Raw genomic sequence first — 24,213 nt, forward strand, 5'->3', positions numbered from 1 at the left:
TTCGTCTTAATGGCGCTCCTACTATCTTTTTCATGCATATGTAAAACCATAGCGCAAACCGTACCTTCACCAGAAGACGTTTTTGGTTTTAAAGTCGGTGCCGATTATAAATTGGCGGACTACAGCCAAATTGAAGACTACCTTTCTAAACTAGATGCTTCATCTAATCGTGTCAAAAAAGTAGAAATTGGAACTACGGTACTAGGTAGAAAAATGTACATTCTGTTTATTTCTAGTGAGGAAAATCTAAAAGATTTAGATAAATGGAAAGACATTAGTACAAAACTTGCCCGTGTTCAGGTTTCTGACGAAGAAGCCATGAAATTATCCGAGGAGGGAAAAGCTGTGGTTTGGATAGACGGTGGTATGCACTCTACAGAGTTGGCACACGGTCAAATGACCTCTGAGTTTGCATATACCTTGGCTACCTCAGAAACCACCGAGATTAAAAAAATTAGGGATAATGTGATTACGATATTAATGCCGGTAATGAATCCTGATGGGTTGGATATTGTTGTAGACTGGTACAAGAAGAATTTGGGAACGGCTTATGAGACGTCAAGACCTCCAGTTTTATATCATTATTACATGGGGCATGATAATAACAGGGATTGGTTTATGAATACCATGCCAGAAACTTATAATGTAACGAAGATCTTGTACAATGAATGGTATCCGCAGATAGTATATAACCACCATCAATCTTCACCATCTTGGACAAAAATATCATTACCACCATATGCAGATCCTGTTAACCCAAGAATACACCCGGCAATCACTGCCGGCGTAAGTGAAGTAGGCTCTGCAATGACCAAAAGATTTTCATTGGAGAATATGCCAGGTGCCATTGCCGATAATTTTTATACCATGTTCTGGAACGGTGGTGGGCGTACCGTGCCTTACTACCACAATATGATCGGTATTTTAACTGAAGTTGGTCATACGAGTCCGACGCCGCGATTTTACGATCCTGAAAAACTACCGAAAACGGTAGCAGGTGGCACACCTACAGATGGTACCGATATTATGTACCCGGACCCTTGGAAAGGTGGCGAATCTCACTTTCGCGATGCCGTAGACTATATGCTGACCGCAACTTGGGCAACTCTGGATTTAGCAGCTGATCGTAAGAGCAACTACTTGTACAATATCTATAAAATGGGAGCTTCTGCAATTGAAAAATCAAAAGAGGAAGGTCCGTTCGCATATGTTATAGCAAAGGAGCAGTGGGATGCTTTTGAGTCTGTAAACCTGATAAATGTATTGTTAAAAGGCGGAATTGAAATTGAAAAAGCGACTAAGAATTTTGAGATCAACGGAAAAAAATATGAGAAAGGCACCTATGTAATTTACACGGCACAAGCCTTTAGACCTTACCTAATGGATTTAATGGAAAAGCAGAATTACCCAACGCGTTTTCAATATCCAGGTGGTCCACCGGACACTCCTTATGATCTAGCCGGTTGGACATTGCCCATGCAAATGGGTATTGCAGTAGATAAAATTGCAGAACCTTTTAAGGTAAGTACAGAAAAAGTGATAGATGCTGCACCGTACTATGAAGGTAGCGTAAAAGGGAATGCTTCCTTTGGGTATCTATTAAGTGCCAATAGTAATGCATCTGTTGCTGTGACCAATAAAGTATTAAAAGCAGGTGGTACGGCACGTAAAACCAAAGCCGCGTTTAAATCGGGTAAAACTGAGTATCCTGCTGGGTCATATATTGTTTCGGGTGGCAGTGCAGCTATAGATGACTTAGCGGCAGAATATGGTTTAGAAGTTGTTGGGTTATCTGCCGAGCCAAAAGTGGAAATGACCAAGGTACATACACCAAAAGTAGGATTGTACAAATCTTGGGTATCCAATATGGATGAAGGGTGGACACGCTTTATCATGGACGAATATTCGTTCGAGACCGATACACTTCACGATACCGACATACAAACAAAAGATTTATCGCAGTATGATGTACTGATCATACCATCGCAACGCGCAAAATCAATTTTACATGGCAACTCACCATTAAAAATGCCAGAGAAGTTTACAGGTGGTATTGGTTTAGAAGGTTCGCTTGCCTTGAGCAACTACGTAAAAAATGGGGGTACTTTAATGGCTTTCGATGCTGCCAGTAATTATGTGATAGAGCAATTTGGTTTACCCTTAAAAGACGCTACGGAAGGTACAGATAGCAAAGAATTTTTTATACCGGGTTCATTGATTAAGACAGGTATAGATACCACGCATCCGTTGGCATTTGGTATGCAAGATACCGTTGCTGTATCCTTTAATAAAAGTCGTGCCTTTGTTATTGATAAGCAAAGTAAAAAGGGCGAAGGTGGTACAGAAGATATAAAAGATGCACCTGCTCCAGAAGTTGAGGTTATAGCCACCTATGCCGATAAAGACCTTTTAATGAGTGGCTGGGCAATGGGCGAGAAAAAGTACATTGCTAAAAAACCGGCTATGGTAAAAGCTATATACGGCAAAGGTGCTGTTGTGTTGTTTGCATTTAGGCCGCAATTTAGAGCACAACCAAGAGGAACGTACAAGCTTATCTTCAATACTATTTTTGAAGGAGCCGCAGAATAGTTGATTACTAAAAACGCTAGTCATATTCAGGCGCAGTTGAAAGTATTTAACGCAAGTTTCGATAATTATATAATAAAAATGCCCATCTCAATTTGATGGGCATTTTTCTTTTAAATATATTTTTTAATAATTCAAGCAGCCTAAAAGGCTGCTTTCTTGGTTTTTAAGTGATTTGTAAATAAACGAATCTCATCAAATTCAAAAACCGATTTTTGTATTTCCCAATAAAATGTTAAATTGAAGCAGCCCTTAATATTGGTAAACTAAAGTTCCCCCAGAATCTATTAGTGTTGCTCTTTATTATTGGGCTTTTTTTGTTCACGACCTTTTGGTAATGAACTCATATTTATAGTTATAAATACCCAGTTATGGGGATTTTATCCCCTTGTATTTAATTTCATATTTAGCCAAACCAAAAAAACTAAGAAGTTATGAACTTGAATTTAACTACCACAATTAAATGTAACCCAGATTTAAAAGATACATGGCAGATGGTTTATGCTAGTCAGTTGTACGGTACTTTTTTTGCGGTATATGCTAAAATAGTAGCGAACAAAGATGAAAAATGTATGAATTCCATTGACCTAAAGCTAATTAATTATAAGGGACCAATAAATTTGGGCATACATAAAGCAACATACAATGTAAAGCGAAAAAAGATTAGCATAATCGATCATATGAATGGTAATTCCTTAACTATCAATGTTCTTTCTATAACATTATGGGTAAGGGCACTTACTGAACAAGATGGTTGCGAGAAGCCCATAACAATTGAACAGTCAATAAATGACGATGAGACTTATCTTGAAATTAATAGAAAACTATTACCGCTTAGTGAGAATGGAAATTGTGTTGTAGATGGTGTATTCGATTCTGAATTTTATTACAGGGATGGACTAAGTAAGCCTATTCCAAAAAAACTAGATGAGATTAGTGGTTTATCATCTTGGAAAAAATACAATAGTTTAGACAATGAAGATGAGGGTAACGTTGAATTACTTGGTCCCGGTGGAATATGCCCTAGAGGATATGCTAAAATTATTTTTTAATTTTTCTTGCGTATTATTTTTTAGTCTATTGATGACGACAAATTCGCTTGCTCAAAATTCAGAAGAAAATGAATATATAGAGAAGTATACCAATTCTTTGATGAATTTAAATTATCAAGATGCTTTAACCATTTCCAGTAAAATTTCAAATAACAAACTTAAGTTAGGTATGAAAAATCTAGCTACCATTTTATATAACAATGGTCAAGCTAATAAAACAAAAGTTACCTATTTTAATGATAGTACAATATCTGTAGATAGTAATTCATTGGTAAAAACCATGAATTTCTTAAGTAAAGGATATTATATACTTTATGAGAAAACTGGAGAGGATTCTTTTCAATATTTTTTCAATGCCTATACTTTGGCAAAAAGTAAACACCATACAAATTTATATAAACTTTCTTTACTTGGCATTTTAGAATATTATCAGTTCAAATATTCTCAAACTAATAATCAATTTGAAACCTATATTAATGAATTTGAAAAAAGTTGTGTAAGTAATTTAGACTATATATGGCTCTATTTATATAAAGTTTATTTCAATTTACAAAGTTTATCAAAAGATAGTTGGTCTTCAATTAGTGACATAAAACAATTAGAAGACCGCATGTCATCGGTATCTGAAAACAGTAATTTAAGACCATTATTTTATTCGCTGAAGGCACTCAAATATGAATACACGGATAATAATCTAAAGGCTTTAAAATATCATCAGATGGCATTAGATTTATCTAAAGAAAAACCCTTTCTAAAATATATTGCTTTTAGATCATTGATTAGAATGTCTATCATAGCACAAAAGGAAAATGATTTTGAGAAAGGTATAGTATTATTGGATACAGCTATTAAATATATAGATAAGTCTGATACACTAAGAAGTCTAATTTATATCAACAAATACAAATCCAAGCATAATTTAAAAATTAAAAACTTTGAAACTGCATACGCTCAGTTAGAAGAATCTATAGATTTAGAACATAAGCTTGAATATAAAACTAATATGCTAGAGAAGTCTGCTTTAGAAGTTAAATTAAGAACCGCAGAAAAAGAAAAACAAATATTAGAAGAAAAGCAAAAAGCTCAAACCAACAAGAACTGGCTCATGGTTGCCACAGTAGCACTAATTCTTGGCGCTGGTATTGCCATTCTAGTTCAAAAGAACACCACCAAAAAACGCAAACTTGCAGAGCAAGAAACACTACTGAAACAAGAACGTGTAGACAATCTATTAAAGCAGCAAGAATTAGTGAGTATAGATGCCATGATAGAGGGTCAAGAAAAAGAACGCCAGCGCGTTGCCAATGAGTTGCACGATGACTTGGGTAGCCTTATGGCAACCATAAAATTACACTTCAGTAACGTAAAGGGAAAAGGGAAAGATCCTGCTTTAGACCAGGCACAATCTTTATTGGAAGAAGCCTACCAAAAAGTTAGGGGAATAGCACATAGTAAAAACTCTGGAGTAATGAGTAGTCAGGGTTTATTGCCTGCAGTTAAGAAAATGGCACAGGTTATATCAGAAACCAACGCTCTAGAGGTAAGTGTAGATGATTTTGGTATGGGCGAGCGTATGGAAAACTCCCTAGAGCTCAGTCTTTTTAGAACCATTCAAGAACTGGTAGCAAATACTATTAAACATGCTGAGGCTACCAAACTAAATATTCAAATTTCGCAGTATGAGGACAATCTAAATATTATCATAGAAGATAATGGCAAGGGCTTTGATCGTTCTAAAATTGACAAAAACAAAACTGGAATGGGACTCACCAATATTGAAAAACGAATAGAACATTTAGAGGGTAACTTTACCATAGATAGTGTGCTAGGTAAAGGAACCTCAATTATAATAGATATTCCAGTATGATAAGCATAGTCATAGCCGAAGACCACCAAGCTTTAATAGATGGTATTGTTTCCTATCTAAAGTATGAGGGAGATATTCAAATAATTGGTCAAGCAAATAATGGTGAAGAGCTATTACAGTTAGTACGGTTAAAACAGCCTAAAGTAGTTTTGTGCGATATCAGAATGCCCAAAATAGATGGTATAGAAGCAACTAAACGTATTTTAAAAGAATTTCCAAATACCAAAATAGTTGCCTTTACCATGTTTGATCAAGATGATGCCGTACAGCAAATGCTGGCCGCTGGTGTCCATGGTTATATTTTAAAGAATAGTAGCCTAGATGTGGTTTTAGAAGCTATACGTACCGTCTATGACAACAAAACGTTCTACGATAAAAAAATTCATATCCCCAATGCGGATAAGAATAGCACTAAAAGTGTACTCAGTGCCCGTGAACGAGAGATTTTACAATTAATTGGTAATGGGCATACCAGTCATCAAATTGCCGATGAACTCTTTATTGGTAAAAGCACGGTAGATACCCACCGTAAGAATATGATCAGAAAACTGGGTCTAAGTGGTGCGGGCGAGCTATTGCGTTATGCTGTGGAGAAGAAGTATGAGTTTTAGTTTTATTTTTTTATTTTCTTTAGGTTACACATATGGTCAGTTCGAGTAAAACCCTGAAAGAGGTTTTGTATCGAGAATACTTTGGTACATGAAATCTTCTCGATACATTTTCATTTCTGCTGTCGCGTAATGTAAACACTCGAAGCGACAGCGCGTTTATTTTTGAAAACAATTGTCCGTTCGAGTGAAACCCTGAAAGAGGTTTTATATCGAGAACACTTTGGAACATGAAAGCTTCTCGATACATTTTCATTTCTGCTGTCGCGTAATGTAAACACTCGAAGCGACAGCACGTTTATTTTTGAAAACAATTGTCCGTTCCAGTGAAACCCTGCAAGAGGTTATATATTTGGAACTTTTTCTGAACATGAGGATTGTGAGTTGATATAATTGGTAGCAAACAATAGAAAAATGAGTGCTGTTGTTTTCTTAAATAGATTCATTGTATTACAGATTTAAATAGAAATACTAAAAAATAGTCTGTTTAAAAGTCCTTTACGGTTATCCGTAACAGTCAAGGTAAATTACACTCCAATTAACTCATTCAAATAAAACTAAAAACTCATTTTCAAGAAAATCTTATGAATTCGTAACGTAACAGCTATAATTCTAAAAATTCAATTAACTTTTATAGGTATATACCTTACTAGGGTATTTTACCGCACAGAATTCAAAGAATAGTATTAAATTAGGCAAGCACTATATAAAATGCACTTGTAAATAATGGCAAAGATTGAAATTAAAGGTTCCCCCGAAGAGCTAGAAAGAGTAGCTACATTTTTAGCAAACAACAATGTAAAATTTGATATCGCCAATGATTATGGCAATCATTCTTTAGAAGATTTAGAAAAGTATGAGCATCTGAAAACCAGGTTTTCTGAACCAGTTCCAGAAAAATAACTCAGAGGCATGAAAGGCTTACAACAAATAAAATATGAGATAGAATTGTTGACTAGTACTAGCAGCAAAACCGAACTAGAAGTAGTAGATGCGTTACAAAAATATTACTTCAACAAAGCTGTAACGGCAGAGATTAAATTGTACAAGAAGAAAAAGAAAAAGGTAGCTCAAATCACTAAAGACCTTAAAATTAGTCACCGTAGGTTCTATAAGATTTTAGAGGATAAAAAGATAGAATTCACTAAGTACAATAAGTCTAAAGAAGAAACGGCTGAGTAGTTTTCTTTGAGTAGATTCATTGACGATAACCCAAGAGAAATGAGATTTATAAAGAATATACAAGTATTTCTTATTTCTGTTTGCGTATCTCATGCTGCCTATTCCCAAAAAGCAACAGTGAAAACTCAAGTACAAACTACGGTTAGTATTGAATGTACAGATGATGGTTGTTTTGGCAGTTATTATGGCAAAGAATTTATAGATAGATCAGATGTTGCTCATCAGTTTTCTAACACCATGTCTGCCAAAGTAGGAGATAAATTAAAGGAACTCTATTCTAAGGATAAGTACGTAAAAGTAGACTTTACGAACATAAATATGTCTACCGAAGGTATGGGTTCTGGTATGGTGACATATAAGCTTAAGATTCCGTTTGTTACTGTAGCTACTAAATGCGATGCCTACACATCTTTTGATCATGTTGGTGGGTGGAATCACGCTCCTTCATTACCTAGAAGAAAAAAGGAGTTGAGTTCTCTTTTAATGCCCGGAGAATCTTTAGATATCAGTAAGCTGAAAAAGACCTCTGAAGGTTTACAGGAATATTGGATTCAATGGAAAAATAAGAACACCCAAAAACGTTGTAACGAATAGCAAGATTGATTTTATAGACCGTCTTAATTCTTAAAAATGAACAAAGAATCACTCTCTAAATTGAGTACAGAAGAACTGCTTAAAAAGCATACAGCAGCAAAAACCATGGTATGGCTTTTGGCAATTGTTCTAACAGGGTGCTTACTTTTCTTTATCTACGTTTCTATACAAGATAGGTTTACTCCTTTAGTGGCAGTTCCGTTAGCTTTATCAGCTATTATTCCTTTGAATGTGAAGAATATGAATACGTTAAAAATGGAATTAGATTCTAGAAAATAAGGGTTAAGTTTTAGTCCAGTAATTAGAAAAACAACATTAAGCATTATGAGAAAAACACTGTCAATTATTGGAATGATATTAGCTTTAATAACCATCGCATACAGTTTTTGGGGTATGGGAGATACAGGACGATTCTTCGGTTATGAAATTGATATTTGGATGTACCGCTTAATTTGGCTTGCTTTATTTGGAGTAATCTTGAATGGATATTTGCAAGAGCGGAAAAACACATGATTATCTTTTAAATTGAACAATAGTACTGTTTAAGATTTAATTTTAATGAATTAGAGGTAATATAGTACCATTTTGTAGCCCAAATTGAAATTCCCTTTAAATAATCCCCAAATACTTCGACTTAGTTTTTATATGAATAAGCGAAAATTAAAAATCAGCGATATCATATTTGTGGTGTTCATTTTGCTGCTGTTGATTCCGCAGACAAGAACACCTATACAGGTAGCGATCAATAAGCTTAAAGTTGCTGTTTGGTCGCCTAGTGTTGAAGATGAAGAGGACCAGAATGAGGTTGCTCCATTTCAATATGCTGTTGTCGATTTACAAGGGAATTCACAAAACATATCGGTAGGTAAAGGCAAGGTTACTTTTATCAGTTATTGGGCAACATGGTGTCCGCCATGTATAGCAGAATTACCGGGAATTCAAGAGTTATATAAAGACTACGGGGACAAAGTCAATTTTATTCTTTTGACCCATGAAGAACCAGAAACTGTGCAGCGGTTTATTAAAAAGAGGGGTTATGAGCTACCTATTTATTTCCCACAAATGCAAGCTCCTATAATACTGCAAGAAAATAGCATTCCTACCAACTTTGTAATCGGTGCCAACGGAAAAATTTTAATAAAAGAAACCGGTGCCGCTGATTGGAACGGTACAAAAGTACGAGAGTTGTTAGACCATTTAGTTTCAAAATAAATTAGACTAGGACCTTTTTAATATAATTGCTCATAAACTCTTTTTTTGCCAACGCTTTTTCCGCAAAATCAAATAGACTTTGGCAACGGTCTAAATTCTGATTCTCGTAAGTAACTTTGTAATACTTGTTGTTATTCAGATAATCCGTTAGTGCCCGTAGACCGTGAATAAATGGCATAAAAACGGCACCTAAGGGTAGGCTCTCTTTTTCTGCGGAAGTAAATATTGGTCCGTTAGCAGCTAGGCCATCTACAAAGGCTTTGAATAATGATTCATTAAAATTAATGAGTTCGTGGTTCTGCTCATCTTCAGGTGCATGGTTAACTACAGTTCTAATGGCATCACCAAAATCATAGAAGAAATAGCCCTTCATAATCGTATCAAGATCAATAAGACACAATGCTTTTTTTGTTGATTTAGAGAATAAAATATTATTCAGTTTTGTATCGTTATGGCAAATTCTAACGGGTAAAATACTAGTATTTAAATTCTGAATTTCTTTAAGAAATGACTGCGCCTTTTTAATGGTAATGTGGGCAATTTCTTTTTTTTGCGTTTCAGCTTTCCGTAGTGTTTCTTGAAACTCTTGTGTTCTAAAATTTAGATTATGAAATTTGGGCAAGGTATCATTAAATAGTGTCGTATCTGCATGTTGCATGAGCTGATGAAACTTGCCAACAATGCGTCCTGCTTCAAAAGCGGTAGAAGTTTGGGTTGTTGTATTGTAAGTGGTGCTGTTGGGTATGTAGGTCATCATTCTCCAGAAATCATTATCTTGAACTAGATGATTCTTACCTGATATTGTACTAAGAAAAGTAATTTGAGTATAATCTTCTGCATAAAGAAAAGGCAAAGCAAATTGAATATTATCCATTAGAACATTAGCAATCTTAAATACGTGAGTATTTATTTTCTGAAGAATGTATTGCTGGTCATCGTCATTGGTAACTAAATAGGTGTCGTTTATAAGTCCGTTCGTTAATGGGGTGTATTGCAACGAACCAGTGTTAAGATTAAACTTGGTAATTATTTTTTGGATAGATTCTTTAGTCATTATGGAGCACTGCAGTTCAAACTTTAAAGGTATTGAAAACTTGCTCATAATTTGTAACAATGTTGGTTGGTCAAATTAACAATTAACAAGAATTTTCTTTATTTTATGCAGTTGGCCTAATAATAATACGATTTGTAGAATTATGCAGTTAGTATCTTAATAAATCAAATTTCCCCCAAATATGATTACGATTAAAACCTACCTTAAAGTTGTTTTTCTGTTTTTTGTATCAACGTATGTTCAAGCACAATGCGAAGTTTTTAAAAGTGAAATTAGCGACGTACAGCGTTACATGTCACAGTTCAGTACACTGTCAGATTCATTAAGCGGCCCAGCGGAAATAGCTGCCTTTGATGCTTCAATAAGTAAGGCAAGAAAAAACGCAAAAACGGTTATGTTATTAATGGGACAGGCAGTAAATGCTGCCGACGAGGCGGTAATATTAGCATCTGAAGCCCAATATGATTCTCAAACTTGCGGTTTGGAAGAGACTATAAGTTATACGATCGATGCAGAAAGACATGCCATTGATTCCCGCGACTTTTCTACTGAAGCTTTTGAAAATGTAAAAAATGCCGCAAAGGCAAACAATTTGGGTAATTTACAGTTTTACATGAGAAAAGCACAACGCCTAATAAAAGATGCACAAGAGTCTGCAGATGCTTCTGTTTACGCTGCGGATAATGCACATTACAGTTGTAGCCATGATGTTGCCCATCTAAGCTTTGAAAACTAGGTCAATCTTCCTTCTTGTTTACCAAGCCTTTGGTAAATTCATTTAGGGTTTCAACTTTTTCTTCAAAATCGCCCTTAATGGTTTTTCTAAATTCGTTGAGGTTTTTAACAAGGTCATCAATATTTTCAGGAATTACATCCTCAAAAAATTGACGTAATCTTTTGGCAGTGGTCGGTGATTTTCCGTTGGTAGAAATGGCTACTTTCACATTTCCCTTGGTTACGATACCTCCCATATAGAAATCGCAAAACGGTGGGTTGTCGGCTACGTTCACTAGTATTTGCCTTTCTCTGCAGTCGTGGTAAACTTGCTCGTTTACCGGAACATTATCCGTAGTGGCAATGGCAATATGTTTCCCTTTCAAATAAGAAACATCATAAGGTGCCACATTCATTTTAATGCCAAACTTATTGGCCAAGGCTATAGTTTCTTCCCTAAACATTGGTGATACCATTTCAACTTGTGCCGTATGGCTGGATTTCAATAAAAAAGTAAGTTTTTCTAACGCAACATTTCCACCGCCAACAATTAAGATATGCAGGTTAGATACTTTTAAAAATACGGGGTAAAGCTCATTCCTTTCCATGTAAAATTTTGTTTTCCTCAGTTTTATAATTAATGGTTACTCGTGTTCCTTTACCCAATTCCGAGTTTATGAACAGCCTCCCATTTATGTAATCTATACGTTCTTTCATGAAAAACAGGCCCATACCGCCTTCACTATTATTTTTAGGTAATTTACCTAAAATAGAATCGTCAAAACCCTTACCGTCATCATCAATAACCACACTTAAAATGGGGTATGAATAATTTAGGGTAACCAAAATATAATTGGCTTCGGCATATTTAATGGCGTTGTTCACCGCTTCTTGTGTTACTCTATAAATGTTGGTTTCTGCCAAAGAATCAAATCTAATGTTGGCATCTGTCTTATTTTTGAAGAGAATGGTCTTACCGGTCAATTTAGAAAGCTCGGCGGTCATTTTTTGTATGGCCGGAAATATACCATGATCACTTAATTCTGGGGGGGTAAGGTTAAAAGTTGCTGTTCTGACACCTTTTATTAAGTCTGATGTAAGTGCCTTTAGGTAATCAATTTTCTCAGCTGTTTTTGTTTGGTCCTCAATATCTATAGATTCAATATTAAATTTTAATGCAGTAAGCATTTGACCTATTCCATCATGAATATCTTTTGCAATACGCTTTCTTTCCTCTTCTTGACCTTCTACGATCTGACTTGCTTGCGCCTTTTTTTGCTGCATGCGCTCCTCAAAATTTTGCTTGGTCAATTCCTGCACCTTAAGCTGGTTTTCTTTACGCTCGGTAATATCTGAACAAAGAATAAGAATGTCTTGTTCTAGGGTAGATTGGTGCATGGGAACAATGGACATATCTAACCAAACGGTATGGCCATTTTCTGTTACCACCTGCAATTCCTCATTACGTATTACATTCTTTCGGTTTATTTTCAACACCTCTTTTAAATAAGATTGCTGCCCTTCTTCTACAGTAAGTATTTCTGAAATTGGTTTGTTGACCGGAGTAGTTTCATATCCTAAAAGATCTAAAAACTTTTTACTGATAAAAACAATACTACCATCTTTTCTAATACTTGCAAAAAGGGCAGCATTGTCAATTACAAAATTCAGTTCTTGTAGTTCTTTTAGCGAGCGTTCCTTTTCGTCATAGAGGCTTTGTATTTTTTCAAGCTGATTTTTAGACTCCGCATCTTTTCCTATTAAATGGCCAATGGTATTTTTAATTTGGATGGATAAGGGCCTGAAAATAACAAAGATTTCGAGCAGAAGAATCAGTAGCGAAAAAGCAAGTAGCCAATATTCTTTTCGTTTTAATTTTTGAAGCTGTTCGTTACTACGTGCATCATACTCATTGACAATTTGGTCCATGAGGTTTAAAAACTGCCGCTCATTATTTAATAAAGTATCTAAATCTGCTTGCTCTACCGGGGCATTAATATTTTGTTGATGGGTGAATAGTACATGTTCTATGGCATTGACCATGGCATTATGATGCGGATCAAGTTTTTTGAACAGTGATTGTACTTTGGGGTCATCTTCATAGGGTAGGTTAAAGGAGGCATCGCCTAAATGAAGGCCCATATGGGAAACTTTCCAAATTTCTAGGGTTTTAGCAATTTCTGAAAGCACTAATTTTTTCTCCTCAGGGTTGTTCAGTGCTTTTAATAGCAAAGTCTCTTTAGTCAATTTTTGACTAAAGGCACGTTGCCTACCCGCAACGTTTATAAGTTGAGAATCGCCAGATTGTGCCTTTAAATGTAGTTGAATAAGTACTTGGGCAATAATTACCGTAAGCGCAATAGCAGCCAATGCCAATAGGTACCATTTACGTATACGTATAAACGTAGCGGTGTCCAATGGTATGTTACGCTCGTTATGGTCCATAAAAAAGCAATCTTATATTAAACTAGGCGTTTAGGGCCTTGGTAATTAAGTCTAAAGAGAATTTAGAAAGGGGAAGTTTTAAAGCTGCTTCTTGACCCTTGATTGACATTTTTCTCCATGTTTTTTGAAGAATATCAATAGTTTTGTCCTCTGGGTGTTTATGGGCAAAGGGTTCAAAATAGAACTCTAAAAAGACCAAACAAATAACATCTTCCAGACTTTGGGTTTCTTCGTTTTTCTTTAGTTGTTTTTTTTGTAAAAGAAATTTGACATTGTCAATGGTTTCTTTATCATAGCCAATATCTTCTAGAATAGAAGCGGCTTTTGTGGCATGGAATTTTTTTAACTCTTGTCTCCATCTCAAATAACCTTCACGGTTCATCTCGTAAGACTCTCTAGGAATTTCCCATCTACAGATATGTTGACATCTTGCGGTTAGGCGTAATGCTTCAGATGCATTGGGGTCAAAGGCATTTAGTCTTTCTGTCATGCGAATACCGTACAATACTTCTTTTGGGTAGGTAGTACCTTCAAAAACTTCGGTATTTGGATCTTGCTTATTGGCTTCGTCAAATTGTTGAAATGCTAGTAGTAATTTATCTGTGGTCGCCATAAGTCTTTTATTTACTCAAAGCTATTCAGAAAAGCCAACATACACAAAGTCCGACTCTATTTTTACAGGATATGTAGCAATGGGATCTAAAGTGCCGTTTAAATTTTCTCCGGTTTTTAACGAAAATGTATTCTTGTGAAGTGGGCAGGCCACTTTAGCTTCCATATTTTCTTCACCGATCATACCTCTGGAAAGTACCATTTCCATTTTATGAGGACAAAGATTTTGACAAGCGTACCAAGTACCTTCTCTTGTAAAATTGAATACGGCGATCTGTTTGTCCTTATATTTTATACAAGCTCCGCCATTCTTAGGAAATTTAGAAATTGGCGCGGCCTTGAACCAAACCTTAACATCACTGGCAGCTACACTTGCATACGTATTCAAAACAGATAAAGACATAATTTCGTTTTTTTGATTTTTAATAAATTTCTACACTTAGATGATTGCAATACTGGTTTATAAATAACCAACAACTGTCAACCATCAACCGTTACGCCCACTCCTTTGGCATTTTTTGTTCTCTTAAAGACACAAATTCAATATTGTTGTCCGTTTCTTCAGAATTGACAAAGTGTGTATAGCGCTCTCTTATTTCTGGAGTTTCTACCGCTTCTTTCCATTCACATACATAAGAATCTACCAAGGCTTGCATTTCGGCATCCAATTCATCAACAATACCCAAAGAGTCGTTGATAACAACGTTTTGTAAATAGGTAATACCACCTTCTAATTTCTCTAACCAAGGTGCGGTTCTTTGTAAAGGTTGTGCTGTTTTTATGTAGAACATAATAAAACGATCTACGTATTTGATAGCGGTTTCCTTGTCAACTTTTTCAGCAAGTAAAAGGGCATGTTTAGGCGTAGCACCACCATTACCACCTACATAAACGTTCCATCCGCCTTCAACGGCAATAAATCCGAAGTCTTTGCCCCTTGCTTCTGCACATTCACGAATACAACCCGAAACGCCACCTTTAAATTTATGTGGAGATCGTATGCCTTTGTACCGGTGTTCTATTTCAATAGCAAAACTTACGCTTTCATCCATGCCATAGCGGCACCATGTGGATCCCACACAACTTTTTACCGTACGTAAAGATTTTCCATAAGCTTGGCCCGTTTCAAATCCTTCGGCAATCAATTCTTCCCAAATAGGAGGTAATTCGTGCAGTTTTGCCCCAAACATATCTATGCGCTGACCACCGGTAATTTTGGTGTAGAGGTCATATTTTTGAGCTATTCTTCCAATGGCCATTAATTGTTTAGGTGTAATCTCTCCGCCAGCAACCCTTGGTACAACAGAGTAGGTACCGTTACGTTGTATATTGGCCAAATAACGGTCATTACTATCCTGTATGGTTTCTTGCCTATTGGCGGTTTCATTATATAGACTAGCAAATATTGCGGCAACTGCCGGCTTACATACCTCGCAACCATGCCCGGTACCTACTTCATCCAATAAGGTATCATAATCAGTAATTCCCTTTAATTTGGCAAGATCAAAAAGCTCTTGGCGAGAATAATCAAAATGTTCGCACAAGCGCTCTTTTACAGTTTTTCCTAAAGTCTTTAGGCTCTCCTTTATTAAATCTGCCACCATAGGTTTACACCCACCACAACCTGTTGTTGCCTTTGTGGCTTTGGCTACATCTTTCATGGTTTCATTGCCATCTTCTAATACAGAACAGCAAACTTGGCCTTTGGTAACCGCTTCACAAGAACAAATAACTGCGGTATCGGGTAGGTCCATGGCACTACCAAAAGCAGAGCCGCCTTCACCTCTAGAACCAACGATCAGTTCTTCAGCGTTATCGGGCAGCGGCATATTGTTCAAGTACATTTGATGTAAAATGCTATAATCTTCTGCGTCGCCCACCATTATTCCCCCTAAAAGGGTTTTACCGTCATGGCTTACGTTTATTCTTTTATAGATACCCTTTGTTTTGTTCTCGTAGATAATGGAAAGTCCCTTTTCCGCAGGCATATAAGGAATACCGAAACTGGCAACATCAACACCTATTAATTTCAGTTTGGTAGACATATCTATTTCCGGTTTCATGACAACCTCGTTTTGCTCAAGAATTTGATTTACGGCCACCTCGGCCATTTCATAGCCCGGAGCCACTAAACCGTAGATCATTTGGTTGTATAACGCTACTTCACCAATGGCAAATATAGTTGGGTCAGAGGTTTGCATTTTATCGTTGACCACAATACCGCCACGCACGCCCATTTCTAGATTACAGGTTTTGCCCAATTCATCTCTCGGACGTATACCGGCGGAAATGACCAACATATCTACATCTAGTTTATCATCTTCGCCAAAGTCCATACCTGTTATGGCGCCGTTACCCATAATACTATTGGTAGCTTTTCCAGTATGTATGGCAATACCTATGGATTCCAGTGTTAATTGTAGTACGTTACTACTTCTGGAATCTAGTTGTCTAGGCATTAATTTTGGAGCAAATTCAACCACATGCGGTTCTAGCCCCATGTCCATGACAGCTTTTCCTGCCTCTAGGCCAAGTAGTCCGCCACCAAGAATAGCCGCTTTACCGTTAGGTTTAACTTTTTTAATTTCTTCGGCATATGCTAGCATTGCCTCTAGGTCTTCTATGGTTCTATAAACAAAGACACCTTTTTTCTCTACGCCTTGTATTGGAGGAACAAATGGAGCGGAACCCGTAGCCAATACCAGGTAGTCATATTTAAATTCTTTTTCACTGGCGGTAGTAATGGTCTTTTTACTTCTGTGGATATCGGTGACCCTTTCATTGACCACTAATTCTATATCATTATCCGCGTACCATTCCAAGGGCGCCATTTCTAGAGCTTTGGCATCTCTATTTTCAAAGAATTCGCTTAAGTGAACCCTGTCATAGGCTGCGCGTGGTTCTTCACCAAAAACAATTAGTTTAAAATGTTTGCTTTCTTCCCTTGCGGCAAATTTTTCACAGAATTTGTATCCTACCATTCCGTTACCGACAACAATTATTGTTTTCATACCCATATTGTTTAGCTACTTAGCAATATTACGTATAAATACGTATATAAATACTGATTTTATGAAAATAATTACGTATTCTTGTTGAAGAATCGATAAATAATAATGCTAAATACTATGAAGATGGAATTAGAAAAAACGGCAAAAGTAAGTTTAGTAGGTGCGGGTCCAGGAGCTAAAGATCTAATAACTATAAGGGGTTTGAAGGTATTGAACCAAGCCGATATTATTTTGTACGATGCATTGATCAGTGATGATCTATTATCTGAAATACGTACTGATATACCTAAGATATTTACGGGTAAAAGATGTGGTCAACATTCGCATTCCCAAGATGAAATCAATGAATTAATAGTAAAATATGCCTTTGAATACGGTCATGTGGTACGTTTAAAAGGTGGTGATCCTTTTGTATTTGGCAGGGCTAATGAAGAAATAGAATATGTAGCGTCATTTGGCATACCTGTTAGTGTAGTTCCTGGAATTTCCAGTGCTATAGCTGTACCATCTAGTCAAGGCATACCGATGACCAAAAGAGGAATAAGTAGTAGTTTTTGGGTGATGACGGCAACAAAAAGAGATGGTACGTTTTCGCAAGATTTGCAATATGCAGCAAAATCTTCTGCCACTATGGTTGTTCTAATGGGCATTAGAAAACTTAATGAAATAGTGAAAGAAGTTAGTAAATATAGGGGTTCAATGACGCCTATTGCGGTAATTCAAAACGGAACTACCCAACATGAAAAATGTTATGTAGCTACTTTAGATACCTTGAACAATAGTATAGGGGAGGTTGATATTAATAAACCGGGCATTATTGTCATTGGAGACGTGGTAGCTGATCATCCATCATTTTTTGAAGAAGAAGTACAGCGTATTCTACACCATGCTATTTAATCTAATAAAGGAGATTTCACCTTTATAGTAGTCTAATAAAAGGTAAACGGCAAGGCATTTTAGTGGCAGAAATTACACTATTTCAATTTTTTTGAGCATTTAATTTAGAATTGAATAATAGTAATAGGCTCAATTCCTTAATTCCTCAAAAATACGTAGTAATTTAAAATTATACTAAAAACTACGTATTATTACGTATTATTTATGGTAGGTTTGTATGATCTCAATAATGTGATCTGCTATAATATGAAAAATCAATCTAAAAAGTCCACCACCTTAAATTTAACGAATATAAAGAGTTTACCCATTCGTACTTTTTGGATAACCTCAATTGCATTTTTCATTTGTTTTTTTGCATGGTTCGGTATTGTACCCTTTATGCCGGATGTGGTTAAAGATTTAGGGTTGACTCCCGATCAAAAATGGAACTCAATAATATTGGCGGTTACAGGAACCGTTTTCGCTAGACTATTAATAGGAAAGCTTTGTGATAAATATGGTCCTAGGTTATGTTATACCTATTTATTGATACTAGGTGCCATTCCTGTAATCCTTATCGGTTTTGTGCAAACGCCGCTTCAATTTTTAATTTGCAGATTGTTTATTGGTTTTATAGGTGCTTCATTCGTAATCACCCAGTTTCATACATCTATCATGTTTGCCCCCAATATTGTTGGTACCGCAAATGCAACTTCTGCCGGATGGGGTAATTTGGGTGGTGGTGCCAACCGTTTAGGTATGCCATTAATTGCTGCTGCAGTGGTAAGCTTTGGGGTTGCCGATGAAATAGCATGGAGATATTCAATGATCATTGCAGGTGTCATTGCTATGCTAATGGGGCTTGTTTATTATTTCTTTACCCAAGACACACCAGAAGGTAATTTTAAGGAATTAAAGGAGGCAGGTAAAATGCCGAAGCTAAAAAAAGATGAGGAATCGTTTTTAAGTGTCTTAAGGGATTATAGGGTATGGATTCTTTTCATTGTATACGCAGCATCTTTTGGAATGGAGCTTACAGTGTACGGAACCATGGATGATTATTTGCAAAACACCTTTGGGTTAACAAGGTCCATTGCGGGAAACTTGGTACTTTCTTTTGCCCTGATGAATATATTTGCCCGAACCTTGGGCGGCTTTTTCGGAGATCGTTTCGGTAGATTAAAAGGCTTGCGCGGTAGGGTACTTTTCTTAACGGTCATATTGGCTTTAGAAGGAGTTATGCTCTCCGTTTTTTCAATGGCAACAAGCTTTGCCATGGGAATTATATTTTTAATTGCCTTTAGTTTAACGGTACAAATGGCAGAAGGGGCAACGTTTTCGGTAGTACCTTTTATAAATAAAAAAGCTATTGGTTCTATCTCTGGTATTGTTGGTGCAGGTGGTAATGTAGGTGCTTTTTTGGCGGCATTATTATTAAAATCAAAATCAGCTTTGGCAGAAACCAATGCCTTGGCCGCTAACGCTAATTTAGGTGAAGAAGCAATGAAGGCGGCTCAATCTGCTGCGGCATCGGGGGCTGTTTCAAGTGCGTATTTACTTATAGGTGGCTTTGTTATAGTTACGGCACTTGTTACGCTGGCCATTAAATTCTCTGCCGAAGATGAAAAACTAGTTAAGGAAGAATTACAAAAGGCAGATAAGCCCGTTATCAATTTATCGCCAAGTAGTATCTAAATTTATGTAGCTATGCGAGCAGGTGCTAATCATATATCAACGCGTATTTCCGATTCATCGGAGCTGCTAGATAGTGCCTGTGGATTATGCTCCAATGAAAATTGTCTTATTCAAAAGAACATTCACACTTCTAGTATTGGCAAACTAGTAAAGGCAAGAAAAGAAATAAAGTGTAAAAAAGGACAGCAATTTATTATGGAAGGAGCTTCGGTAACCGGACTCTTCTTTCTTTTAAGTGGTAAGGTTAAAGTTTTAAGGACCGGGCTACATGGTAAAGAACAAATTGTTCGTTTTGCATCTCCAGGTGAAATCATTGGGCATAGAGGTTTTGGCACAGAAGAGACCTATCCTATTAGTGCCATTGCTTTGGTAGATTGCACCTTATGTTATTTTTCAAAAGAGTTACTTCAAGAAACATTAAGGGAAACACCTGGGCTTACGTATGATTTTATGTTATTTTATGCCAATGAACTTAATCGTAGTGAAATAAGGGTAAAATCCTTATCTCAAATGACGGTTCGTGAACGGGTTATAGACACACTATTATATATTAACCGCAAATTTGGACAGGTAAATGGGTATTCCTCACTTTTATTAAGCAGGAGGGAATATGCAGATTATGCGGGTACTACCGAAGAGCAGGTCATAAGAATGTTCTCTATTCTCAAAAAAGAGGGCTTATTGATTACCAAAGGCAAAAGAATTGGTATTGCTGATATAGCATTGCTTAAAAAAGAAATCTCAGAGCACAATTTCTATTTGGATAGTTAACTATCCTAGTTTAGATACGTACCGTATATCTACTTATATATAATAAGTACGTCAGTACTGTAGTTTATTGATGTTTCTGTAAAAAAACCTGCAATATCACAGATTTTTATATGTTATAAAAGTCTTTTTTCTTCTATGTTATTCCATAATAAGTACGTAGTCAAGGTTATATATTTGTCTAAACAATTAAGTATAAGTACTTATTTGTTCAGTTAAAGAATTATAAATCCAAAACACTATTATGGAACAGAACACTATAACACTAGTACAAAATTCATTTGAAAAAGTTAAGCCAATAGCAGATACGGCAGCTAAAATATTTTATGACAAGCTATTTAAATTAGACCCTACTTTAAAGAGTATTTTTCCAAAGAGTGAAGAAGCTATGGCGCTGCAGGGGAATAAATTAATGACCATGCTAGGAAGTGCGGTTGCGGGTTTGAATAATTTGGAAATGCTAGTGCCCGTATTGGAGAATTTAGGAAAACGTCATGTAAATTATAAAGTTGAGCCATCGCATTACAATACGGTAGGTTCGGCTTTATTAAGTACGTTGGAAACTGGCTTGGGCGATGAATTTACACCAGATGTAAAAGATGCTTGGACAAAAGTTTATGGCACTATGTCTTCAGTAATGATAAAAGCATCCTACTAACATAATAACCTTAAAACATTAGACTATGAAAAAGCTAAAAAACTCTCCCTTTCTTGTGTTAATAATTCTTATTGTAAGCCTCATCGTTTTAAACTCATGTGGTGGAGTTCCTGAAGAAAAAGGTAGCGGTAGTACTACAGAAAAAAATGTATTCTCCGTTAATGAAGTTTTAGAAATGGTATCCAAAGAAAATGATGTTACCAGAACATTATACACTAAAGCTATTGTCGGGAAAGGTAAGCTACAAGGAATGAAATTTGATGAAGATTGGCGTAAAGATGATGTAGAAGCAGGTCCCTTGCCAGCATTGTTTTTACGGGGAGTGGCAACTAGTATTCGTAAAGGTCCAGTTCCTTTGGGTTTATACTTAGGGTCAGATTTTCCAATTAATAATGCCAATAAATTCGAAGGAGAGCAAGAGTCTCTATTTGAAGATATAAAGGTTACACAAAAACCAAAATATTTTTATGATGAATCTCAAGAACTATATACGGCAATGTTTGCAGATTTGGCAAGTGCGCAAGCATGTGTTAGCTGCCACAATGACCATCCTCAAACAGCAAAAACAGATTGGAAATTAGGTGATGTAATGGGCGCCACTACATGGCAATATCCAAAAGATTCATTAACGTATTCTGGTGCGGTAGAGGTTTTAAATGCCTATGCCCAAGGTACGGTAGATATTTATGTAGAATACCTAGATGAAATAGCAGCTTTTAAATCTTCAGAAAAGCCAATAATTGGAGATAAGTGGCCGGCAGAAGGAAACTACCTTCCATCGCCAGAAGTTTTTCTAGATAGTGTTAGAAAACTTTCTTCTTATGATACCATGAAAACTTTAATAGCCAGTAACTAATTAGAAAACTCAATTTTTGAAAAACAAAAACTTGACTACAATATTAGGACTACTGCTTTTATCCTTGTTCTTTTTACAATTTTCTTTAAAACTAGAATGGACATGGTTAAAAATACAGCAGCAGCAAGAAATGTATAAAAGATGGTCTGGTCTATTTATGGCACTTTTAATAACCTTTCAATGGGTATTAACGTTGTTTAGGATAGTTAAAAAGTTAAGAAAGCATTCAATTAAAATGACGGCAATGCATAAATGGGCAGGAGCATTGAGTCCTATATTTTTCTATGCTCACAGCATTGGCCTGGGCTATGGGTACTTGGCACTATTATCATATCTGTTTTTTGCAAATGCTCTTTTAGGGTATGTAAATTTAGATGTTATAAAAAATAATAGTGATGTATTGTTTAAAGGATGGATGATGGCACACGTTGCCTTTTCAATAGTCATAACAATTTTAATGTTTTTTCATGTTGCCATGGTTTTTTATTATAAATAGAAATAAAGATGAAACTAACAGTAAAAAATATTCAACAAGAAACAGCGGATACTGTAAGTGTAAGTTTTAAAAAAGGAGTCTTGTTCAATAAGCTAAAATATAACCCAGGGCAGTTTGTAACCTTGCATATCAAGTTAAATGATATGGTGCATAAAAGAGCTTATTCTTTTAGTAGTAATCCTTTTACTGATGATGAGCCGAAAATCACGGTTAAACGTGTAAAAAACGGATTAGTTTCTAATTATATACATGATTCCTTGAAAGTTGGCGATAAGATACCTGTAGATAAGCCAGGCGGAAGTTTTTTCGTAAAACCAGAAAAAGGACAACAAAAGAACTATGTGTTATTTGCTGGGGGGAGTGGAATAACTCCGATATTTTCAATAATTAGTTCGCTTTTACATAAAGAACCTAAATCTAAAATTATACTTATTTATGCCAATCGATTTTTAAATTCAATAATATTTAAAGAGAAATTGGAAAAACTTCGTAAAGAATATGAGGATAGGTTCAAGATTGAATTTTTAATATCCAAAGAAATACCGGTATTGGATAATTATCATCATGGTTTAATTACTGATGGTATAGTAATGGATGTTTTAGAGAAATATGATTTGGCTTTTGGAAAAGGTCAATATATGATTTGTGGTCCTTTCGGTTTTATGGAAGCTGTAAAAAGCATTTTATATGTAAACGGAGTATCACCAACAAAAATAAAAGAGGAGTTATTTAAAAGACCGGATAGGGTAGTGTTAAAAAATGGGGTACTTAGTAAAGTACAAATTCAACTAAAAGGCAAAAGTCATGAACTTAGTGTGCAGGGTAATACTACCATTTTGCAAGCGGCAATGGCAAATAATATAGAGATGCCTTATTCCTGTAGGTCTGGAATGTGTTCAACTTGTTTAGCATCTTGTATCTCTGGAGATATAAGTATGACCGAAGGTCATTTTTTAGAGCAGAAAGATGTAGATGCAGGAAAAATATTGACCTGCGTAAGCTATCCTACAAGTGAAAATGTGGTAATCTCAATATAATTATGGGTATATTTAAGGTAACTCCTTTACGAAAAAGACAATTTATTGGTGGTCTAATAGGTATTCTTATTGGCGCAGGTATTATTGGTTTTTTTTCATTGAAATCATCAGAAGAATATATTTCATTGGGTCCAATGAATAATGGTCATGAAGAAATTTCATGTGTAGTTTGCCATGCAGATGCTAATGGAAACTTAGTGCAACAAATACAATCAAATATTTCACATGCAGCTGGCATACGTGAAAAAAGTGTTGATTTTGGCTCAAAAGATGTTACCGTTAAAAATTGTTTAGAATGTCATGACCGCCCTAATGACAGGCATCCAACATATAGATTTTCGGAACCTCGCTTTAAAAAGGCAATTAAGAATATAGATGCTACAACCTGTATTACTTGCCATTCAGAACATAATGGTGAGCGTGTAAGTCTTAAGGCGGTTAATTACTGTATGAATTGTCATCAAGATTTAGAAGTCGAAAATGACCCCGTAGATGTTCCGCATTCAGAATTAATTGCGAAAGAACAGTGGTTTACTTGTATTCAATGCCATGATTTTCATGGAAATCATAAGTATGTTGTGCCTACCAAACTGAACGACACCATTCCTTTAGATAGAATTCAAGTCTATTTAGAAGGTGGAGAAGATCCCTATGGTAGCGATAAAAAGTATTTGGGCCTATCTGAGCCAGAATGGATTAAAACACTTCAAAAGAAATAGCTTACATACATCTTTCTAGTTTTAGTAGCTACGTAATTATACTTTTTTACGTAAGAACTACTTATTTCTGTTTAAGTACTGTTTATTAGTTGTTTACGTAAATAAAACTGCGTTTTGGCAGTTTACAATATGGCGTAAAAAGATACTTATTTATGTGCTAGGACATTATAG

Annotated in this window: 25 protein-coding genes; 19 read left to right on the top strand and 6 right to left on the bottom strand. The window is 35.8% G+C overall.

The features are described 5' to 3' along the window. The first annotated feature begins 9 nt into the window (after positions 1 to 9). The 10 genes from PXC01_RS01570 to PXC01_RS01615 all read left to right on the top strand — a co-directional run bounded on the left by PXC01_RS01570 (position 10) and on the right by PXC01_RS01615 (position 9,101). Entirely contained in the window at positions 10 to 2,589 is a 2,580-nt protein-coding gene (locus PXC01_RS01570; RefSeq protein WP_276470619.1) for a M14 family metallopeptidase, read from the top strand. A 431-nt stretch (positions 2,590 to 3,020) separates the two neighbouring features. Continuing rightward, the gene (locus tag PXC01_RS01575) at positions 3,021 to 3,638 is read left to right on the top strand and encodes a hypothetical protein (RefSeq protein WP_276470620.1); all 618 of its coding nucleotides are present in this window, start codon (positions 3,021 to 3,023) and stop codon (positions 3,636 to 3,638) included. A 31-nt stretch (positions 3,639 to 3,669) separates the two neighbouring features. Then, complete coding sequence (locus tag PXC01_RS01580; RefSeq protein ID WP_276470621.1) at positions 3,670 to 5,505, top strand: sensor histidine kinase; 1,836 nt, start codon at positions 3,670 to 3,672, stop codon at positions 5,503 to 5,505. After that, the gene (locus PXC01_RS01585) at positions 5,502 to 6,116 is read left to right on the top strand and encodes a response regulator transcription factor (protein ID WP_276470622.1); all 615 of its coding nucleotides are present in this window, start codon (positions 5,502 to 5,504) and stop codon (positions 6,114 to 6,116) included. Before PXC01_RS01580 ends, PXC01_RS01585 begins: the two co-directional genes overlap by 4 nt. Before the next feature lie 723 nt (positions 6,117 to 6,839). Continuing rightward, entirely contained in the window at positions 6,840 to 7,016 is a 177-nt protein-coding gene (locus tag PXC01_RS01590; protein WP_276470623.1) for a hypothetical protein, read from the top strand. Positions 7,017 to 7,025: 9 nt separating this feature from the next. Continuing rightward, entirely contained in the window at positions 7,026 to 7,295 is a 270-nt protein-coding gene (locus PXC01_RS01595; RefSeq protein WP_276470624.1) for a hypothetical protein, read from the top strand. Between the two features lie 39 nt (positions 7,296 to 7,334). Then, on the top strand, positions 7,335 to 7,889 hold the full coding sequence (locus PXC01_RS01600; RefSeq protein WP_276470625.1) for a hypothetical protein: 555 nt from the start codon (positions 7,335 to 7,337) through the stop codon (positions 7,887 to 7,889). 36 nt (positions 7,890 to 7,925) lie between these two features. Then, a complete protein-coding gene (locus PXC01_RS01605) occupies positions 7,926 to 8,168 on the top strand; it encodes a hypothetical protein (RefSeq protein ID WP_276470626.1) in 243 nt (80 codons plus the stop codon). Between the two features lie 45 nt (positions 8,169 to 8,213). After that, entirely contained in the window at positions 8,214 to 8,402 is a 189-nt protein-coding gene (locus PXC01_RS01610) for a hypothetical protein (protein WP_276470627.1), read from the top strand. A 132-nt stretch (positions 8,403 to 8,534) separates the two neighbouring features. Further along, positions 8,535 to 9,101 (top strand): TlpA family protein disulfide reductase, encoded by a 567-nt coding sequence (locus PXC01_RS01615; RefSeq protein ID WP_276470628.1) that lies wholly within the window; start codon positions 8,535 to 8,537, stop codon positions 9,099 to 9,101. A gap of 1 nt (position 9,102) precedes the next feature. Here PXC01_RS01615 and PXC01_RS01620 read toward each other — a convergent pair whose 3' ends face one another. Next, positions 9,103 to 10,203: a phosphotransferase enzyme family protein gene (locus tag PXC01_RS01620; protein WP_276470629.1), complete on the bottom strand. Its 1,101-nt coding sequence runs from the start codon at positions 10,201 to 10,203 to the stop codon at positions 9,103 to 9,105. A 133-nt stretch (positions 10,204 to 10,336) separates the two neighbouring features. On the opposite strand from PXC01_RS01620, the gene PXC01_RS01625 reads away from it, so the two are divergent. Continuing rightward, entirely contained in the window at positions 10,337 to 10,891 is a 555-nt protein-coding gene (locus tag PXC01_RS01625) for a hypothetical protein (protein ID WP_276470630.1), read from the top strand. A gap of 1 nt (position 10,892) precedes the next feature. On the opposite strand, the gene PXC01_RS01630 is transcribed toward PXC01_RS01625, so the two are convergent. From PXC01_RS01630 to nirB, 5 genes are all read right to left on the bottom strand, one after another. Further along, positions 10,893 to 11,477, bottom strand: a complete 585-nt coding sequence (locus PXC01_RS01630; RefSeq protein ID WP_276470631.1) for a precorrin-2 dehydrogenase/sirohydrochlorin ferrochelatase family protein — start codon at positions 11,475 to 11,477, stop codon at positions 10,893 to 10,895. After that, complete coding sequence (locus PXC01_RS01635; RefSeq protein WP_276470632.1) at positions 11,464 to 13,314, bottom strand: ATP-binding protein; 1,851 nt, start codon at positions 13,312 to 13,314, stop codon at positions 11,464 to 11,466. The genes PXC01_RS01630 and PXC01_RS01635 overlap by 14 nt, the downstream gene beginning before the upstream one ends. A gap of 22 nt (positions 13,315 to 13,336) precedes the next feature. Then, complete coding sequence (locus PXC01_RS01640) at positions 13,337 to 13,927, bottom strand: DUF4202 domain-containing protein (protein WP_276470633.1); 591 nt, start codon at positions 13,925 to 13,927, stop codon at positions 13,337 to 13,339. A gap of 21 nt (positions 13,928 to 13,948) precedes the next feature. Next, a complete protein-coding gene (nirD, locus tag PXC01_RS01645; protein ID WP_058104632.1) occupies positions 13,949 to 14,329 on the bottom strand; it encodes a nitrite reductase small subunit NirD in 381 nt (126 codons plus the stop codon). A gap of 91 nt (positions 14,330 to 14,420) precedes the next feature. Continuing rightward, the gene (gene nirB, locus PXC01_RS01650) at positions 14,421 to 16,937 is read right to left on the bottom strand and encodes a nitrite reductase large subunit NirB (RefSeq protein ID WP_276470634.1); all 2,517 of its coding nucleotides are present in this window, start codon (positions 16,935 to 16,937) and stop codon (positions 14,421 to 14,423) included. A 123-nt stretch (positions 16,938 to 17,060) separates the two neighbouring features. Between nirB and cobA the strand changes: the two genes are divergently transcribed. From cobA to PXC01_RS01690, 8 genes are all read left to right on the top strand, one after another. Then, on the top strand, positions 17,061 to 17,834 hold the full coding sequence (cobA, locus tag PXC01_RS01655) for a uroporphyrinogen-III C-methyltransferase (protein ID WP_338089439.1): 774 nt from the start codon (positions 17,061 to 17,063) through the stop codon (positions 17,832 to 17,834). Positions 17,835 to 18,080: 246 nt separating this feature from the next. Continuing rightward, complete coding sequence (locus PXC01_RS01660; RefSeq protein ID WP_276470636.1) at positions 18,081 to 19,508, top strand: MFS transporter; 1,428 nt, start codon at positions 18,081 to 18,083, stop codon at positions 19,506 to 19,508. A 12-nt stretch (positions 19,509 to 19,520) separates the two neighbouring features. Continuing rightward, positions 19,521 to 20,279, top strand: a complete 759-nt coding sequence (locus PXC01_RS01665) for a Crp/Fnr family transcriptional regulator (protein ID WP_276470637.1) — start codon at positions 19,521 to 19,523, stop codon at positions 20,277 to 20,279. 241 nt (positions 20,280 to 20,520) lie between these two features. Continuing rightward, complete coding sequence (locus tag PXC01_RS01670) at positions 20,521 to 20,934, top strand: globin family protein (protein ID WP_276470638.1); 414 nt, start codon at positions 20,521 to 20,523, stop codon at positions 20,932 to 20,934. Between the two features lie 25 nt (positions 20,935 to 20,959). Continuing rightward, complete coding sequence (locus PXC01_RS01675) at positions 20,960 to 21,790, top strand: c-type heme family protein (RefSeq protein WP_276470639.1); 831 nt, start codon at positions 20,960 to 20,962, stop codon at positions 21,788 to 21,790. Between the two features lie 16 nt (positions 21,791 to 21,806). Continuing rightward, positions 21,807 to 22,286 carry a hypothetical protein gene (locus PXC01_RS01680; RefSeq protein ID WP_276470640.1) on the top strand — a complete coding sequence of 160 codons (480 nt, stop codon included), beginning with the start codon at positions 21,807 to 21,809 and terminating at the stop codon, positions 22,284 to 22,286. Positions 22,287 to 22,294: 8 nt separating this feature from the next. Continuing rightward, the gene (locus PXC01_RS01685) at positions 22,295 to 23,323 is read left to right on the top strand and encodes a ferredoxin--NADP reductase (protein ID WP_276470641.1); all 1,029 of its coding nucleotides are present in this window, start codon (positions 22,295 to 22,297) and stop codon (positions 23,321 to 23,323) included. 2 nt (positions 23,324 to 23,325) lie between these two features. Further along, positions 23,326 to 24,042 carry a cytochrome c3 family protein gene (locus tag PXC01_RS01690; RefSeq protein WP_276470642.1) on the top strand — a complete coding sequence of 239 codons (717 nt, stop codon included), beginning with the start codon at positions 23,326 to 23,328 and terminating at the stop codon, positions 24,040 to 24,042. Positions 24,043 to 24,213: the final 171 nt, after the last annotated feature.

Origin of the sequence: Maribacter huludaoensis, assembly GCF_029350945.1 — a bacterium.
Classification (GTDB): Bacteria; Bacteroidota; Bacteroidia; order Flavobacteriales; family Flavobacteriaceae; genus Maribacter; species Maribacter huludaoensis.